At 61.6% G+C, this 16,330-nt stretch carries 12 protein-coding genes; 8 read left to right on the top strand and 4 right to left on the bottom strand.

Annotation, left to right across the window (positions count from 1 at the left end; translation table 11 throughout):
* The first annotated feature begins 76 nt into the window (after window positions 1-76).
* On the top strand, window positions 77-1,198 hold the full coding sequence (locus tag CLH61_RS03545; protein WP_099613344.1) for a beta-ketoacyl-ACP synthase III: 1,122 nt from the start codon (window positions 77-79) through the stop codon (window positions 1,196-1,198).
* 16 nt (window positions 1,199-1,214) lie between these two features.
* On the opposite strand, the gene CLH61_RS03540 is transcribed toward CLH61_RS03545, so the two are convergent.
* A complete protein-coding gene (locus CLH61_RS03540; RefSeq protein ID WP_099613343.1) occupies window positions 1,215-1,622 on the bottom strand; it encodes an acyl-CoA thioesterase in 408 nt (135 codons plus the stop codon).
* 106 nt (window positions 1,623-1,728) lie between these two features.
* Here CLH61_RS03540 and CLH61_RS03535 point away from each other — a divergent pair, with 106 nt between their 5' ends.
* The 5 genes from CLH61_RS03535 (at window position 1,729) to dinG (ending at window position 8,801) form a co-directional block, all read left to right on the top strand.
* Window positions 1,729-2,520: an MlaA family lipoprotein gene (locus CLH61_RS03535; RefSeq protein WP_170003580.1), complete on the top strand. Its 792-nt coding sequence runs from the start codon at window positions 1,729-1,731 to the stop codon at window positions 2,518-2,520.
* Between the two features lie 52 nt (window positions 2,521-2,572).
* Window positions 2,573-4,060, top strand: coding sequence for a DUF3336 domain-containing protein (locus CLH61_RS03530; RefSeq protein ID WP_099613342.1), 1,488 nt, complete (start codon window positions 2,573-2,575; stop codon window positions 4,058-4,060).
* Window positions 4,061-4,160: 100 nt separating this feature from the next.
* The gene (locus CLH61_RS03525; protein WP_099613341.1) at window positions 4,161-5,912 is read left to right on the top strand and encodes an ExeA family protein; all 1,752 of its coding nucleotides are present in this window, start codon (window positions 4,161-4,163) and stop codon (window positions 5,910-5,912) included.
* Window position 5,913: 1 nt separating this feature from the next.
* On the top strand, window positions 5,914-6,645 hold the full coding sequence (locus CLH61_RS03520) for a general secretion pathway protein GspB (RefSeq protein WP_099613340.1): 732 nt from the start codon (window positions 5,914-5,916) through the stop codon (window positions 6,643-6,645).
* Window positions 6,645-8,801, top strand: a complete 2,157-nt coding sequence (gene dinG, locus CLH61_RS03515; RefSeq protein WP_099613339.1) for an ATP-dependent DNA helicase DinG — start codon at window positions 6,645-6,647, stop codon at window positions 8,799-8,801. Before CLH61_RS03520 ends, dinG begins: the two co-directional genes overlap by 1 nt.
* 278 nt (window positions 8,802-9,079) lie before the next feature.
* Here dinG and CLH61_RS03510 read toward each other — a convergent pair whose 3' ends face one another.
* On the bottom strand, window positions 9,080-11,839 hold the full coding sequence (locus tag CLH61_RS03510; protein WP_099613338.1) for a winged helix-turn-helix domain-containing protein: 2,760 nt from the start codon (window positions 11,837-11,839) through the stop codon (window positions 9,080-9,082).
* 275 nt (window positions 11,840-12,114) lie between these two features.
* Between CLH61_RS03510 and cysB the strand changes: the two genes are divergently transcribed.
* On the top strand, window positions 12,115-13,092 hold the full coding sequence (gene cysB / locus CLH61_RS03505; protein WP_099613337.1) for an HTH-type transcriptional regulator CysB: 978 nt from the start codon (window positions 12,115-12,117) through the stop codon (window positions 13,090-13,092).
* A 54-nt stretch (window positions 13,093-13,146) separates the two neighbouring features.
* Here the strand turns inward: cysB and CLH61_RS03500 are convergent, their stop codons facing one another.
* Window positions 13,147-13,869, bottom strand: a complete 723-nt coding sequence (locus CLH61_RS03500; protein WP_099613336.1) for a phosphoadenylyl-sulfate reductase — start codon at window positions 13,867-13,869, stop codon at window positions 13,147-13,149.
* A 200-nt stretch (window positions 13,870-14,069) separates the two neighbouring features.
* Here CLH61_RS03500 and thrH point away from each other — a divergent pair, with 200 nt between their 5' ends.
* Window positions 14,070-14,684 (top strand): bifunctional phosphoserine phosphatase/homoserine phosphotransferase ThrH, encoded by a 615-nt coding sequence (gene thrH / locus CLH61_RS03495; protein ID WP_099613335.1) that lies wholly within the window; start codon window positions 14,070-14,072, stop codon window positions 14,682-14,684.
* Between the two features lie 110 nt (window positions 14,685-14,794).
* Here the strand turns inward: thrH and pabB are convergent, their stop codons facing one another.
* Window positions 14,795-16,162, bottom strand: coding sequence for an aminodeoxychorismate synthase component I (pabB, locus tag CLH61_RS03490; protein ID WP_228152513.1), 1,368 nt, complete (start codon window positions 16,160-16,162; stop codon window positions 14,795-14,797).
* Window positions 16,163-16,330: the final 168 nt, after the last annotated feature.

Below are 16,330 nucleotides of genomic sequence, written 5' to 3'. Positions count from 1 at the left end.
GCACAGGCACAAACCGGATAATGTGTTAGTATTCCTGCAGCATTTCTGATTTTAACGACCATGACGTGGGGTTAGCGTGATTAAAGCCGTCATTAGCGGAACCGGACTGTACACTCCGCCTGCAACCATCGACAACGACGAGCTGGTGGAGGCGTTCAATGCCTTTGTCGAGCTTTATAACAACGAGCATGCCGAGGCCATTGCCGCTGGCGAGCTGGCGCCCTTGCAGCCATCTTCCTCCGCGTTCATTGAAAAAGCCTCGGGGATCAAGCGCCGCCACGTGATCGACCGGGAAGGTATCCTTGACCCGCAACGCATGTGCCCCCACATTCCCGAGCGCAGTAACGACGAGCCGTCGGTGCAGTGTGATATGGCGGTTGTGGCCTGTAACGAGGCCCTGGCCCAGGCTGGCAAGACCGCTGCCGACGTGGATGCGGTTATCGTTGCCTGTTCGAACTTGCAGCGGGCTTACCCGGCCATTTCCATCGAGGTGCAGCAGGCGCTGGGTATCGACGGCTTTGCCTACGATATGAATGTGGCCTGCAGCTCGGCGACGTTCGGCCTTCAGGCGGCAGTCAACTCCGTCGAGAACGGTTCGGCACGGGCGGTGCTGGTGGTAAGCCCGGAAATCTGTTCCGGTCACCTCAACTTCCGCGACCGTGACAGCCACTTTATTTTCGGTGACGCCTGCACCGCCATTCTGGTGGAGCGGGAAGAGAATGTCGGCGCCGGTCAGGGCTTTGATATCCTGGGCACCCGCCTCAAAACCACTTTCTCCAACAACATCCGCAATAACTTCGGCTTCCTCAACCGGGCGGATGAAAGCGGCATCGGTCAACCCGACAAGTTGTTTATCCAGCAGGGCCGCAAGGTGTTCAAGGAAGTCTCACCGATGGTGGCCGAGACCATTCAGGGGCATCTTGAGAGTCTCTCCCTGGCACCGGACAACGTGCGTCGTATGTGGCTGCACCAGGCCAACCTCAACATGAACCAGCTCATTGCCCGCAAGGTTCTGGGGCGGGATGCGACAGAAGACGAAGCCCCGGTGATTCTGGACGAATACGCCAACACTTCTTCGGCCGGTTCGATCATCGCCTTCCACAAGCACAAGGCTGACCTGGTATCCGGTGATCTGGGCGTTATCTGCTCGTTCGGTGCCGGTTACTCCATCGGCAGCGTGGTCGTGCGCCGCCGATAGGGCCCTTGCTGTTGCCTCACCCGGTTGCCAGGGCGCGCAGTTTGTCTGGCAGGCGGGTGGAGGTACGGCTGCCGCGGTCAAACCAGACGATCTTGGCGTATCCCTCGGCATAGAGCTCCCCGGTGTCCACGTCCGTCAGGGTGTGATAGGTGTCGAGGCTGGTGTTGCCGGCCTTGTCCGCATAGGTCTTCACTTCCACCGTCGCAGGATGGGCCAGTTCTTTCAGGAAGGTTGCGCTGGTCTTGATGATGACCGGCCCGGTGGGTTCGTCCTTCGCGCCCAGCTCCAGGGAGCTCAGCCAGACAATCCGGGCCTCCTCGAAGAAACGGAAATAAACCGTATTGTTGGCGTGGCCGTATGCATCCATGTCGCCCCAGCGGAGCGGCATCGTTATACTATGGACCAGATTCCCGGGTACGGACATGCGGGTTCCTCAAACAGTGGGTTATTAACAACAATTATTCCAGACCCTGAGCGGGCTCCGCTATTTTCGACGAATAGAAACTGATAACACAACCTCAGGCCTGATAATGACTCACAGATCCCCGCACGCCGCTGTCCTGGCGGTTGTTGCTTTTCTGCTGCTCTGGACCGGTATGGCGTTCGGGCAATCCAGTGAACCTGTTTCAGGGGCAGAGCCGTTCCCGGTGGCGGCTGCTCCCACCTCGGTGGAAGACCCCTACGAGAACTGGAACCGCAAGGTGTTCGGGTTTAACGAATTTATCGACCGCTGGTTTCTCAAGCCCGTCGCCAGGAGTTATCGCGCCGTCATGCCGGGTTTTGCCGATAAGGCGGTGACCAACTTTTTCAATAACCTGTCGGAACTGCGCAACTTCACCAACAGCCTGCTGCAACTGAAAGGTGAGTCGGCGGTAGTTGCCGCAGGGCGGTTCACCTATAACACGGTGTTCGGGCTCGGCGGACTGATTGATGTGGCGACCGCGTTCGAGTTGCCGGAGCAGCCGGAGGATTTCGGCCAGACCCTGGGGTACTGGGGGCTGGACTCGGGGCCCTACCTGATGTTGCCGTTGCTCGGGCCGTCCACGCCACGGGACTTTACCGGCCTGGCCACCGACGGGTTTGTGATGCCCTCGCTGTGGAACCTGGCGGAATCCCCGGAGGTTTATTACGCCCGGGCCCTGCAGATTGTCGACAAACGTGCTGACCTGATCCCGGCAGAAGGCTTCATATCGGGGGATAACTATATTTTCCTCCGTAATGCCTACCTCCAGCGCCGTGAATTTCTCGTAAATGACGGCCAGATCGTTGAAGATCCCTTCGCTTCCGGTAATGATGACGACCTGATGCTGGAGGATTTCTGATCCTGGCATCGCTGTCTTCGAACAGGGAAATCGAGCAGGAGGTCGTCCGGTAATGCAGGACCAGCGAATCAGGAAGTTCCGCAAGATGCTGGCTGAAGCGCCCAATTACGAGGTGTGGAAAGCCGCTGCCCTGGAGCTGGATTACCTTGAGGGTAATGTCGAGTGGAAAGAAGAGTTCGTTTCGGACCTCTATCACTACGAGCTGATCTACGACCGGCTCAGCAACCTGCGGCAGTATCACCAGCAGCACGACCATGAACGCCTGAAGCGGGCCCTCCGGGAGGGGCTGCATCACGACCTGGGCAACATGGGAAACCCCGCGCTCTATACCCGCTCCCGGGTTGGTACCAAGCACTTGATTGAGGAATACATCAACCAGGTCTGTGAATCCCTCAATTATCTGTGCGATCGGCCGGTGCCGGGGTTTGGCGTAGTCGAAAAGCTCCAGTTTTTCCGTGATACCCTGACCAGCTACGGGCGCCCCACGCTGCTGCTCAGTGGTGGTGCCACCCTGGGTATGTTTCATTTCGGGGTGATCAAGGCGCTCTGGGAAAAGGGGCTGCTGCCCCAGGTGGTGGCGGGCTCCAGTGTCGGCGCCATTATTGCCGGAATCCTCGGGGTCCATAATGATGCCGAGGTGCCGGAAATGCTGGTGCCGGAGAATCATAACCTCAAGGCCTGGAAATGGCGCGGCCTGTTGAGCGCGATCCGCGGCGACGGCCTGATGGATCAGGACCAGCTCAAAGCCTGCCTGCGGGCCAACATTGGCGAATACACCTTCGAAGAGGCGTACCAGCACTCCGGCCGCTCCATCAACGTCAGCGTGTCGCCTGTCCAGGTCAATCAAAAAGCACGCCTGCTGTGTGGCTACACATCGCCCTACCTGCTGGTGTGGAGTGCGGTCCTGGCGAGCGCCGCGGTGCCGGGGATCTTTCCGCCGGTGACGCTGATGAAAAAGGACATTCAGGGCAATGTCCTGCCCTATATGCCCAAGGTCAAATTCGTCGATGGCTCGGTGGTCAGTGATTTACCCATCGAACGCCTGATGCATCTGTATGACGTCAATTTCACCATCGTCAGCCAGACCAACCCCCACGTGGTACCTTTCCTGACGGGCAAGGGACGGGACGAGAAAATGAGCATTTCCGGCCTGCCAATGCACCTGCTGAAAACCGAATTCCAGTTCCATAGCCAGGGCCTGTTCGACTTTCTGCGTAAGCGGGTGCGGCCGGAATTGCTGCGCCAGGTGTCCGGTCATCTCTACACCATCATGGCCCAGCGGTATTATGGCGATGTCACCATTGCTCCCCGGTACAGCCTGAAGCATTACGCCCGCATGCTGTCCGATCCGGATCCTGAATTCGTCCGTCAGCTGATCCTGGAAGGGGAGCGGGCAACCTGGCCGAAAATCTCGATGATCCGTTCCCATGCCCGGATTGCCGAGACCCTGGAACGCTGCATCGGCCGCCTGAAAGACCAGCAGCGTCGCTCCGGCGCCGAATTGCGGCTGGTCAGTGCCGCGGAGCCGCCGGGAAACTGAGATGACAGGCCGGAGACCTCGGCGGTATCATACCCGGTGGTAAGCCCCTGGCCTGAAGCCGGCTTCCGGAAACCCTCGCAAAGAACCTGACTGGACTTTCATGTACTACGACTTTTTCGGTTTTCGGGAACCACCGTTTTCCATCGCACCGGACCCCCGTTACCTCTACCTCAGCGAACGCCACAAGGAAGCCCTGGCGCACCTGATGTATGGCATTCAGGGGCAGGGTGGCTTCATTGTGATTACCGGCGAGGTGGGCACCGGAAAAACCACGATGAGCCGGTGCTTCATTGAGAATGTACCGGACCATGTGGACATAGCCCTGATCCTCAATCCACGGCTGTCGGCCCGTGAATTGCTGTCCAGCATATGCGATGAACTTGGCATTGCGCACCCGGCGGGGTCCACCATCAAGCGCCTGGTGGACCTGATCAACCAGGACCTGCTGAAGGCCCACGCCGCCGGTCGTCACAAGGTGCTGATGATCGATGAGGCGCAGAATCTGTCCGCTGACGTTCTGGAGCAACTGCGGCTGCTGACCAATCTGGAAACGGCCGAGAAAAAGCTGTTGCAGATTGTCCTGCTTGGCCAGCCCGAGCTCCAGGAGTTGCTGGCGCGTCCGGAGCTGCGCCAGCTTAACCAGCGGGTGACTGCCCGTTATCACCTCGAGGCGCTTGATCGCAGCGAGGTGCAGGCCTATGTCCGCTACCGCATCAGTGTTGCCGGCCAGCGTGGCGAAATCTTTTCCGAGTCGGCCATCCGGGCGCTTTACCGGGTCAGCGGCGGCATCCCGAGGCTGATTAACCTGATCAGCGACCGGGCCCTGTTGGGGGGCTACGCCGAGGGCGAACACTTGATTACTGCCCGCCACATTCGCGCCGCGGCGCGGGAGGTCAGTGGCACCAGCGCGGCACAGCGGCCACTGACTCGCCCCCGTTCGGGAGGCATGGCTGCTCTGGCCTGGGCGCTTGGTCTGGTGGTAGTTTCCGGACTTGGCTTATGGTGGGTCGAGCGTGGCCCGGGGCAAACCGGGCTAGAGTGGCCGATGGCAGAGGCATTGACCTCCGGTGCCGTAGTGCGGGGCGCAAACGATGCCGGGCCGGCGGGTGCGGGTGAGAGCGCTACCGACACTGCAGCACCGCCCGGCCCTGATCCGGCGCAGCAGGCCGCGGCAACGCCGAGTCCCTGGCTACTGGCATCCGGATCCGAGCGGGCTTTTGCCCGGTTATACGCGATCTGGAATCGCGATTACCAACCCGGTTCCGGGGTTGCGCCCTGTGACTTCGCCCCCCAGGCCGGCCTGGGTTGCCTGCAGCGGCAGGGAACCCGGCGCAGTCTCGAGCAGCTTGACCGCCCGGCCGTCCTGCAGTTGCGGGATGATCAGGGAGAGATCCGTTTTCTGACCCTTGAGCAACTGGGCGGCGATAATGCTCTGGTGCGTTCGTCCCGGGGCGAAATCTCCCTGCCTTTTGCGGCCATTGAAAAGCTCTGGTTTGGCGAATTCACGGTGCTTTGGCAATTGCCGCCCTACATGACGGGGGAGGGGGTATACGGCGAGCAGAACGGTGACCAGCTATGGCTCAGTGCCCGCCTGATGGAGCTTGCCGACACGCTGACCGCCGACAGCGGGGCCAGTGCACAGATTAAATCCCTGCCGTTGGCGGAGCAGATCCGCTGGTTCCAGGGGCAGAAAGGCCTGGTGGTTGACGGCATTGCCGGCGCCATGACGCTGATCCAGGTCAGTAACGAACTTGATCCGGGCACCCCGAGACTGTCCGTGGCAAGGGCCTCCGGAAAGGTTTCGGACGCCGGAATAGTGGAGGCCGGAATGGTCAACGGAGGCGCAAACTGACATGTCCTACATCCTGGACGCATTGCGCAAATCAGAATCCGAACGGCGGCAGGGCCAGGTACCGGATCTCGGTCAGCAGGTGCAGCTGATTCACCCGCCCCGGCGCAAGAAAACACCGGTCTCGGTGTGGGTGGCTGCTGGCCTCGTACTCAATGCGGTGGTGCTGGCGGTGCTGTTCTGGCCCGCTGGCGGACTGCGCGGTGACCGCGCTATGGCAGGGGGTGACGCCGATACCCTGGCGGCGGTGCCCGCCAGTAGCCCGGCCCCTGCGCCGACCGTCGCGGCGCCCGGGCCTGCTGTTTCCCAGGCGAGCAGTGCGTCTGCAGCGGCGCCCGAAACCGAACCGGCTGAACCCGCGATGGCAATGCAGGACATGCCGGAAACCTCCGAGGCGCTCAGGGAACGACCGACCATCATCGTGCCGACCCGTAATATCGCCGTCCCGGAAGCGGAGACTGTCGACCTGAATGAGGCGCCGGCGGAGCGGGTTCCCCATCTTGTCGAGCTGCCGTTGTCGTTTCAGCGGACGGTTCCAGACCTGGTCTTTAACAGCCATATTTATGCTTCGGATCCGGCTGCACGCCGGGTGATGATCAATAACAGCTACCTGAGAGTGGGAGATCGCTTCTCCGGAATCCGTGTTGACCGGATCACCGAAGACGGCGTCGAGCTCAGTAAGGACGGACGCCGGTTCCGTGTCGGGGTGGTCCGTGACTGGGTGAGCCCGCGCTGATGGCACTTTCAGAAGAGGTTAAACAGGAAATCCAGCAGGCCTACCGGGATGTGCTGACGGGGAAGTCGGTCAAGGCCCGTTACGGCCAGCGCCTGATGATTGCGGAAATTGCCCGCTACCTGGGCGACATTACCGCCGATGATGGTTTGCGGACGTCTCCGCCAGCGACCTGCGTCGTGGAGGCGGGGACCGGTACCGGTAAGACGTTGGGTTACCTGGTTGCGGCCATTCCCATCGCCCGCGCTCTTGGGAAAACCCTGGTGATCTCCACCGCCACCGTTGCCCTGCAGGACCAGATTGTCCACAAGGACCTGCCAGACCTGAAAAAGCATACCGGCATGGACTTCAGCTGGACACTGGCGAAGGGCCGCGGCCGTTACCTGTGCATGTCCCGCCTCGAGGCCCGTCTGCACGACGAAGGCGTCGGTGACAGCGATACCATGCCGCTGTTTCTGCTCGATGAGCCGAGGGACGATGAACCGGGTACCCGGGCGTTTTTTGAAGACATGCTGGGGCGCTATGGTTCCCGCGAGTGGGACGGCGACCGCGATCACTGGCCGTCGCAGATTCCTGACGAGACCTGGCGGCAGGTCACCACGGACCACCGCCAGTGCACCAACCGCCATTGCAGCTACTTTGACAGCTGTGCGTTTTTCGATGCCCGTAAAGAGCTGGACGACGCCGACGTGGTGGTTGCCAACCACGACCTGGTGCTGGCCGACCTGGCGCTGGGTGGCGGCGCGATCCTGCCTGAGCCGGAGAATGCCATCTTCATTTTTGACGAGGCCCACCACCTTCCGGACAAGGCGCTAAGCCACTTTGCCGCCTCGGTTCCGGTGAATTCCACCCGGCAGTGGTTGAAGCAGCTTTCCCAGGCGTTGGCCAAGATACCGCCGTTCCTGGCGCCCGGTACCCTGGCCGCCAAGACGGTGGACAAGATCAGCACGGCTGCCCGTGAGCTCGATATCGTGCTTGCCGAGGTCTATGGTGAGGCCGAACAGAACACCAGCTGGGAGTTCAGCGAAGAGCGCCGGTCCGCCCAGTGGCGGTATCCCGAGGGGCAGTTGCCGGATACCCTGGCCGAGCTGGCGTTTACCGCGCAAACCGCCACCGCCGCACTTGTGCGCCAGCTGGGCGTGCTGGCTGACGAGCTCCAGAAGGCGTTTGACGAACGCAAGGAGCACGATGTCGATCGTGAAACTGCCGATGCGTGGTACCCGGTGATCGGCTCCTTCCACAGCCGCTCCGAAGACCAGTTGCGACTGTGGGTCGCCTGGTGTGAGAAGCCCCCGGAGCCCCAGGAGGACAAACCGGTGACCAGCCCGCCCCCTGCGCGGTGGGCGGTGCGTCAGCGCTGGGATCATGCCGAGGACATCACCTTTTACAGCAGTCCGGTGCTGGCAGATAACCTGCTGTATGCGAGGTTGTGGTCGCGGGCCTATGGCGCCGTGCTGACCAGTGCCACCCTGACTGCACTGGGCCGGTTTGACCGGCTCCGCTCCCGGGCCGGATTGCCGGAGGCGACCCGCTACATGGTGGTACCGAGTTCCTTCCGCTATGCGGAGATGGCAACCGTTGAGGTGCCGGCCATGCCGGCGATGCCGACGGATGACGCATTCGGCGATGCCCTGGTCAAACGGCTGCCGGATCTGTGGGCAGGGGACAAGGCCACGCTCGTCCTGTTCACCTCTCGCCGCCAGATGCTGAGCGTGCGGGATGCGCTGGCTCCGGAGCACCCGGATCTCATCATTACCCAGGACGACATGGCCAAGGGCGAAGTGCTGCGCCAGCATTGCCAGCGGGTGGACGCCGGCCGGCCGAGCGTACTGTTCGGTGTTGCCAGTTTTGCCGAGGGTATCGATTTGCCCGGGCATTACCTGGGTCATGTGATCATCACCCGGTTGCCGTTTGCGGTGCCCGACGATCCTATCGACGCCAGCCTTGCCGAATGGGTTACCAGTCGCGGTGGCAATCCGTTCATGGAGATTACCGTGCCGGACGCCTCTGTCAGGCTGGTCCAGGCCGTGGGACGACTGTTGCGTACCGAGTCCGATACCGGGCGGGTTACCATCCTGGATCGTCGGATCGTGGCGCGGCGCTATGGCCAGCTGCTGCTGGATGCCCTGCCGCCATTCCGCCGGCTCATCGAGCGCTGAGGGCGCCTGTCGAAGGGCCCCAAAAAAGCCAAAAAAAAGAGCCAGTCCCGGCGGGGCGGCTCTTGTCAAAAGGGGATCCAGCAGTGTGTGATCCCGGGGCGTCGAAACAACGCGGAACAAGGAATCTGAAGGCCTGAAGTTTCAGAATTCCTGGTGAAGGGCTCCTTCACCGTTGAGACCATGATAGGGCGTAGCGGGGCGTAGCCGGATCGTCCAAAGGGCGTAGTCCTGATTTTTTCTCTCGCCAAAATGTGATGGCGTTCACATTTCAAGCCGGGTCAGAGCAGGCCCAACTGACGTGCACGGGCCAGTGCCTCGGTACGACTTCCCACGGCCAGCTTGCTGTATAGATTGCGGATATGGGCCTTGACGGTGGTCGCGGCGACCCCCATGGCGGCAGCGATTTCCTTGTTTGCCAGACCTTCATTGATCAGACCGAGCACTTCCACTTCCCGCTGGCTGAGCGAGTCGGGCAAGGCGCTGTTGCGCGGTTTTTCGCCGTCCGTGGCGTCCGGGTTTGCAACCGATCCCGTTTTCTCGGGCCGCATCGGCTTAGTGGAACCGGTAATGCAGGATGAGGAGGATGGCTCGTCAAGCTCCGCCAACATGGCCCGCAGGCGGTTGACCCAGGATTGCGGCGCGTGGATTTCCGGCAAGCCGAGGATCAGCTCGCGAACGGCGGCCGGTTCCTCGGCGAACAATCGCAGGAAGCCGGCTTCTGCGGCCCGCGACAGTGCCTGGCCAATCAGCAGGGCGGCATCCGCGGACTCGCCCAGTGCCAGCTTGGCCGTGGCGTGAACCACCAGCAGTTCGGTCAGCTGGCGGTTGTGCTGGTCTCGCTCGGCAGCCGCCTGCAGGGGTGCCAGCCGCTCAATCGCTTCGTCTGGGCGCCCCAGTGCCACCAGTACCCGCGCCGCGCTGGTCTGGCTCTGCTCCCGGTTAAGCGGGTTGCGGAAGCGCTCCGGGCTGGCGGTGTCCAGCCACTGCCTGGCCTGCCCGAGATTGGCCATGGCCAGGTAGCAGCGAGCCATCAGTGCACCGCTGTCCGGTGGCTCGAAGACAATATGCTCCCGCCGCCGGCGAGCAACGGATTCGGCATCCCGCAAGGCGTCCAGAGCCTCCTCATAGCGGCCTTGGCTGAACGCGAGGTGCCCCCGCACGTGCTGGATGATGACGTGCTGGCCCGGCTCGGTACCGTTACGGACGTGCTCCAGGAGCGGAGCCAGACAGGCGGTTGCCAGCTCGGGTTCGTTACGTTCGCGGTAGATTTCAGTCATCGCGCTGTTTTGCCAGCATGAGATCAGGCGCGGCTGCCGGGGGTCGCCAAAATGTTCGTCCACCCACTGCCGCACACTGGTACTGGTTTCCAGCGCCAGGTCGATGTCGCCCCGGTTGTACTGGATCCAGGCCATCAGGCCGCCGCTGGACAACAGGGTACTGGGTTTGCGTTCCAGCTGGCCGTACTGCACGGCGGAACGCAGGGCGTCTTCCGCTGCCGCCAGTTCTCCCTTGCCGTAGTAGTCCAGGCCAAGGCTGTAATAGGTCACCGACTTGAGTGGAATGCGGGTGTGGTCAATGTCCTGGAGAACCTGACGAGTCAGGTCGGATGCGCTCTTGTCGTCGCTACGGGTGCGGGCCAGGTAAGAGCGGATCAGCGAGATCTCACTGTGCAGGCCAAGCGCGCCTTCGGCGTCGGGGTGGGATTCTGCCACCCGGCAATCCAGCAGGTCTTCCAGTTCGGTGAGCAGGGGAGCGATCAGCTCTACCCGGTTGGCAAAGAACAGCGCCCACACCCGCAGCATCATCAGCCGCGGACTTTGCTGGATGGCCTCAACGGGTAACCGGGTCAGCCAGTCCAGCACGGGGAGGTGGAAGCCGCTGTGGATCAGGTTGTTGCCATGCAGCTCCAGGACCTGGGCCAGCCACTCCTTATCGTCAAGATCGACAATCTGGCTGATGCCTTCCTGGACATTTTCATGGGTCAGCAACCACTCGATGGCGCGGATACGCCCCCTGGCAAAGCGATCAGCATCCAGCTGTACGGCCCGTTGCAGGAGAGCCTCCCGAAACAGGTCGTGATAGCGGAACCATGCGCCGTTGGTGTCCAGGGGAACCACAAACAGATTATCCCGCAGCAGGCGCTCCAGCAGGCGCTGGCTGTCGTTGGCGTCGCGTACCGCATCGCACAGCCGGGAGCAAAGCCGCGGGCATGCTGCGGTTTCCAGCAGGAACTGGCGGACCTCGGGTGGTTGCTGCTCGAGTACTTCGCTCAGCACGTAGTCGCTGATCCGGCGGCCATCAAGGGTTGCCCCGCTGGACGGCGCGCCGGAGGGTCGGTTGTCGCTGCCCCCGGCCAGGGCTGACAGCTGCATCGCCGCGACCCAGCCCTCGGTTTTCTCCCAGACCTTGCGAGCCTGTTCCGGAGACAGCGGTTGCGCCATGTAGTCACTGAAGAAACGCCGGCATTCTTCCTCGGAGAAGGCCAGCAGGGACGGGTGGATCTCGGCTACCCACTGGCGGACTTTCCAGCGCGCGATGGGCAGGTCCGGCTCGGTGCGGGACAGCAGGGTGACGGTGACGCCGGGGGGCAGGTAGTCGATGAAATAGCACAGCTGCTGATGGATCCTGCGGTCGCGGATCAGGTGGTAATCGTCAATCACCAGGCCCCACTGCCCGCCATCGGCAGCCAGGGTGTTGATCAGGCCGGTAACCGGACCTTCGAGCTCTTCAGTGCTGCAGCGGGCGAGTTGCTTGCGGATGTCCTCGAGCCCTGCCAGGCCGCCGTGGCTGAAAGCCCCGGTGACATACTGCCATAACCGCCGAGGCTCATCGTCATGCTCGTCCAGCGACAGCCAAGGCGTTGGCCAGGTGGTGGTTGAGCACCACTGGCTGGCCAGGGTGGTTTTGCCAAAGCCGGCGGGCGCCACAATCAGGTTGAGCCGGCGGGTATCCCCGGGTTCCAGCAGGTGCAGCAACCGTTCGCGGGCGACTGCCCGGGGGTCTGCCGTGGGCCTGAGGAATTTGGTGGTGAGCAGCATGTTGGTTTAAGCAGCCGTGGATTACGTTACCGGATTGTGTGCTTTGTTACCGTCAAGTCAAGGGCGGCGGGCCGTTTTTGTGCTTAAGCGCGACGCGCAAATTCAGTTTTGGTCTAAACTGATTAACACGGGATCTTGTATATTAAAAAAGAATGAAAAAATGTTTCCTTATGCGTATTCTAAGGAGGCGCTTTGGCCCTCAGCGTGAAGCTGGCGAGCGCAATGCAACGTCTGGCAGGCTACCTGCCGATTTCAACAGGGGAGCGACGGGGTAAATGAAACTACAACAACTGCGCTATATCTGGGAAGTGGCGCACCACGACCTGAACGTATCCGCGACTGCCCAGAGCCTGTTTACCTCCCAGCCCGGTATTTCCAAGCAGATCCGCCTGCTGGAGGATGAACTCGGCCTGGAAGTTTTCGCCCGCAGCGGCAAGCATCTGACCCGGATTACCCCTGGCGGCGAAACCATCATTCGTGAGGCAGGCGAGATCCTGCGGCGGGTGGAGGGCATCAAGAAAATCGCCCAGGAGTTCAGCAACCAGCGCAAGGGTGATCTCAGTATTGCGACCACTCATACCCAGGCCCGCTATGCGTTGCCGCCCATTATCAGCGGCTTTATCGAGTCCTATCCGGATGTGTCGCTGCACATGCACCAGGGCACGCCGATGCAGATTTCGGAGATGGCCGCCAATGGTGCGGTGGACTTCGCGATTGCCACCGAGGCCATGGAGCTCTTCAACGACCTGATCATGATGCCTTGCTATCGCTGGAACCGGTGCATCATTGTACCCAAGGACCATCCACTGGCGGCGCTCAGTGAACTGACGTTACCGGAGGTTGCCCGCTATCCGCTGGTGACTTATGTATTCGGGTTTACCGGTCGCTCGAAACTGGACGAGGCGTTCCAGTCCCAGGGCCTCACGCCGAAGGTGGTGTTCACTGCGGCAGACGCCGACGTGATCAAGACCTACGTGCGGTTGGGACTGGGTGTCGGCATTGTCGCCAGTATGGCGTTTGATGAGAAAACCGATTCCGACCTGGTTGCGCTGGATGCCAGCAAGCTGTTCCGCTCCAGTGTGACGCGGATCGGCTTCCGCAAAGGTACTTTCCTGCGTGGCTATATGTACGATTTTATCCAGCGCTTTGCGCCCCACCTGACCAAAGAGCGGGTGGACGAGGCAGTCGCCCATCAGGGCAGCCGGTCCGAGATCGAAAACCTGTTCAAGGACATTGAGCTGCCAACCTACTGACGGCGGTGTGCCCACTGAAGCCCCGGTCATCCAGCGGATCCCGGGACTTTTTGCTTACTGGCGGGTGATCAGGTTGTCGGCGTGCAGGCCGCATTCCTTCCTGGTGGCTTCTTCCCACCACCAGCGGCCCTCCCGTTCGTGCTGGCCGGGCAGCACGGGGCGGGTGCAGGGTTGGCAACCAATGCTGATAAACCCTTGTTCATGAAGCTTGTTGTAGGGGGCCTCGGACACCCGCAGGTAATCCCAGACTTCCCTGGAGCTCCAGTTCGCCAGCGGGTTGAACTTGATCAGTGGGTGGCCGTCGGTGGAAAACGCCTCGTCGAGCTGCACGACCGGAACGTGGTTGCGGGTTCCGGGGCTCTGGTCCCGGCGCTGGCCGGTAACCCAGGCATCCAGGGTGGCAAGCTTGCGTCGCAACGGATTGACCTTGCGGATACCGCAACACTCGGAGTGACCATCCCGATAGAAGCTGAACAGGCCCTTTTTACGGACCAGCGCTTCTACTTCGGCGGCATCCGGGAACAGCACCTCGATGTCGAGGTTGTAGTGGTCACGGACCCGGTCGATAAACTCGTAGGTTTCGGGGTGCAGACGGCCAGTATCAAGGGTGAAGACCTGCAGGCGGTCCGTCAGCTTGTGGGCCAGTTCGATCAGGGCGACGTCTTCGGCACCGCTGAACGAAATCGCGAGATTGTCGTAGTGGGCCAGCGCCGCCTTGAGAATGGCGCGGGGGCTCTGGCCTTCCAGTTCCTGCTGCAGTTGGGTAATGTCCGTCATAGTGCGCTCGGGCCTGCTGTAAATGTGTGATAAATCTACCATTGACCGGGCCGGCGCAGAAGGAATCAGCGTTCATATCGTTATAGCAGGGCAGATCCCCGGTGCATTCGGCGGTGGATTTTTCTATCATACGCGCCGGAAACCCCAATCAAGGGCCGGCCGGACCACCGGTTGCCCGCCATCGCATTCAGGAGACAATTGTGGAACTCGCGTGCCTTGACCTTGAAGGAGTACTGATCCCGGAAATCTGGATCGCATTTGCGGAAAAAACGGGTATTGAGGAGCTCAAGGCAACCACCCGCGACATTCCCGACTATGATGTGCTGATGCGTCAGCGTCTGCGCCTGCTCGACGAGCATGGTTACGGGCTGCCGGAAATCCAGGAAGTCATCGGCACTCTCGACCCGTTGCCGGGCGCCCAGGATTTTGTGAACTGGCTGCGCGAGCGCTTCCAGGTGGTGATCCTGTCCGATACCTTTTACGAGTTTGCCATGCCGCTGATGGCCAAGCTGGGCTACCCCACGTTGTTGTGCCACAAGCTGGAAGTGAACGAGCAGGGCCGCATCACCAACTACCTGCTGCGCCAGCGTGACCCCAAGCGCCAGTCTGTGCGTGCCTTCCAGTTGTTGAACTACCGGGTCATTGCCACCGGCGATTCCTACAACGACACCACCATGCTGTCCCAGGCGGAAGCGGGCATCCTGTTCCATGCGCCCCAGAACGTCATCGACGAATTCCCGCAGTTCCCATCCGTGCATACCTTCGAGGAGCTCAAGCAGGAATTCCTCAAGGCGAGCGCTGTTCACAGCAACTGACCTCGACCCCGCCGGGTTCGGGATCGAGCAGCGTCAAAAGGGGACAGACCTTGGGTCTGTCCCCGATTCGGAGTCAAAGGGACTGGCCTCTGGTCTGTCCTTCAAGCCAGCTACCGCAGGCTTTCCAGGAAGGCCATCAACGGCCTGACCTTGGTCAGCGTTTCCTGGTACTCCCCCTCTGGATCGGAATCGGCGATGATTCCACCGCCCCCCCAGCACCTTATCGACCGGTCACGGCTGTTGCAGAGCAGGGTGCGGATCGCAATGCTGCTGTCCAGCCGTCCGTCCAGCCCCCAGTAAAACACCGACCCGCAATAGGGTCCGCGCCAGTGTGGTTCCAGCTCCCGGATAATCTCCATGGCGCGGACTTTCGGCGCTCCGGTAATGGAGCCTCCCGGAAAGGCGCTCAGCAATGCCGCCATCGGGGATATGCCGTCGTTCAGCTCGGCCCGGATATGGCTTACCAGGTGATGGACATTGCGGTAAGACTCCAGGGCAAACAATTCCTCGACCACCACGCTGCCGGGCCTGGCATAGTGGCTCAGGTCGTTCCGCAGCAGGTCCACGATCATCAGGTTTTCTGCCCGGTCCTTCTCGGAGTTGCACAGCTCGGCGGCGAGCTGCTGGTCCGCCTCCGGCGTCGCGCCGCGGGGGCGGGTGCCCTTGATGGGGCTGGTGCGGACAACCCCCTCGCGAATCTCCAGAAAGCGCTCGGGGGAAACCGACAGCACACTCCACTCGCCCGTGCGCAGGAACGCCGCGTAGGGGGTAGGGTTGGCTGCGGTGAGCTCGGTGAAGGCGCGCCACGGCTCACCTTGGTAGCGGCCCTCAAATTCCTGTGACAGGTTGGCCTGGTAGCAGTCCCCCGCCTCGATATAGTCCCGGATATTCCGCACGCTGGCGAGAAACGCTTCGTGGGGCTGGCGGGGCTGGAACGGGTCGGTGAGCTGCCAGTGGCGGTCGTTGCTGACCGGCGGGTTACCCAGCCAGTGCTCGATCTGCGCTCGCTGGTCTGCCGGGCAGCCGGGGTGGATCCAGAGGTGGAAGCTGCCTTCTTTGCGGTCTTGCCAAGCGCACCACAGGTAGAGGCGGGCGCTGAACAGCGGGTAGGGCATCGCCGGGGCCAGCGGCGCCAGCCGTTTTTCGGTCAGGTAACCGTATTCATAGCTGATAACGCCCACCCAGCCTCCCGGAAACGGCAGGTGCTCTGGCCAGGAACTGTCGCCATAGGGCGCCATGGTGGCGGCCATATCCGGTTCCAGGCGATGGGCGCGGCCGGTGGATGAGCCGTCGTCGCCGGCGGGAATGTCATGGCTTGCTGTGGCCAGGGCAGAAAACACCGTGTAGCGCCCACGCTCCATTCCGGCTCCCAGGCTGCCAAGAAACGCAAAATCCGGTTCGCGGCTGCTCCACTCCAGCAGGCGGAGGAACCGGGGGTGATCGAGTTCGGATAGCGGTGGCACAGTGGACAGGCTCAAAACATCCTCGGTCAATTTGAAAGAATGATAATCAGGGCACAAAACGGGCGTTGCTGCCGGGAGATACCCGCTGATCTAATGAAAGGCCAATGGGCTGGCCCGGTTATCCTGGCGTGATAGCACGGTATTTTACCGGAGTTCTCACCGGACTGCGCCGGCCGAACTGAG

It is taken from the genome of Marinobacter profundi, from assembly GCF_002744715.1.
Classification (GTDB): Bacteria; Pseudomonadota; Gammaproteobacteria; order Pseudomonadales; family Oleiphilaceae; genus Marinobacter; species Marinobacter profundi.
This window is presented reverse-complemented; position numbering and strand designations above follow the sequence as displayed.

Excerpts from the sequence above, each read along its gene's own strand:
- CLH61_RS03540 (WP_099613343.1), bottom strand. The coding sequence starts at position 1,622 with ATGTCCGTACCCGGGAATCTGGTCCATAGTATAACGATGCCGCTCCGC.
- CLH61_RS03535 (WP_170003580.1), top strand. The coding sequence starts at position 1,729 with ATGACTCACAGATCCCCGCACGCCGCTGTCCTGGCGGTTGTTGCTTTT.
- CLH61_RS03530 (WP_099613342.1), top strand. The coding sequence starts at position 2,573 with ATGCAGGACCAGCGAATCAGGAAGTTCCGCAAGATGCTGGCTGAAGCG.
- CLH61_RS03525 (WP_099613341.1), top strand. The coding sequence starts at position 4,161 with ATGTACTACGACTTTTTCGGTTTTCGGGAACCACCGTTTTCCATCGCA.
- CLH61_RS03520 (WP_099613340.1), top strand. The coding sequence starts at position 5,914 with ATGTCCTACATCCTGGACGCATTGCGCAAATCAGAATCCGAACGGCGG.
- dinG (WP_099613339.1), top strand. The coding sequence starts at position 6,645 with ATGGCACTTTCAGAAGAGGTTAAACAGGAAATCCAGCAGGCCTACCGG.
- CLH61_RS03510 (WP_099613338.1), bottom strand. The coding sequence starts at position 11,839 with ATGCTGCTCACCACCAAATTCCTCAGGCCCACGGCAGACCCCCGGGCA.
- cysB (WP_099613337.1), top strand. The coding sequence starts at position 12,115 with ATGAAACTACAACAACTGCGCTATATCTGGGAAGTGGCGCACCACGAC.
- CLH61_RS03500 (WP_099613336.1), bottom strand. The coding sequence starts at position 13,869 with ATGACGGACATTACCCAACTGCAGCAGGAACTGGAAGGCCAGAGCCCC.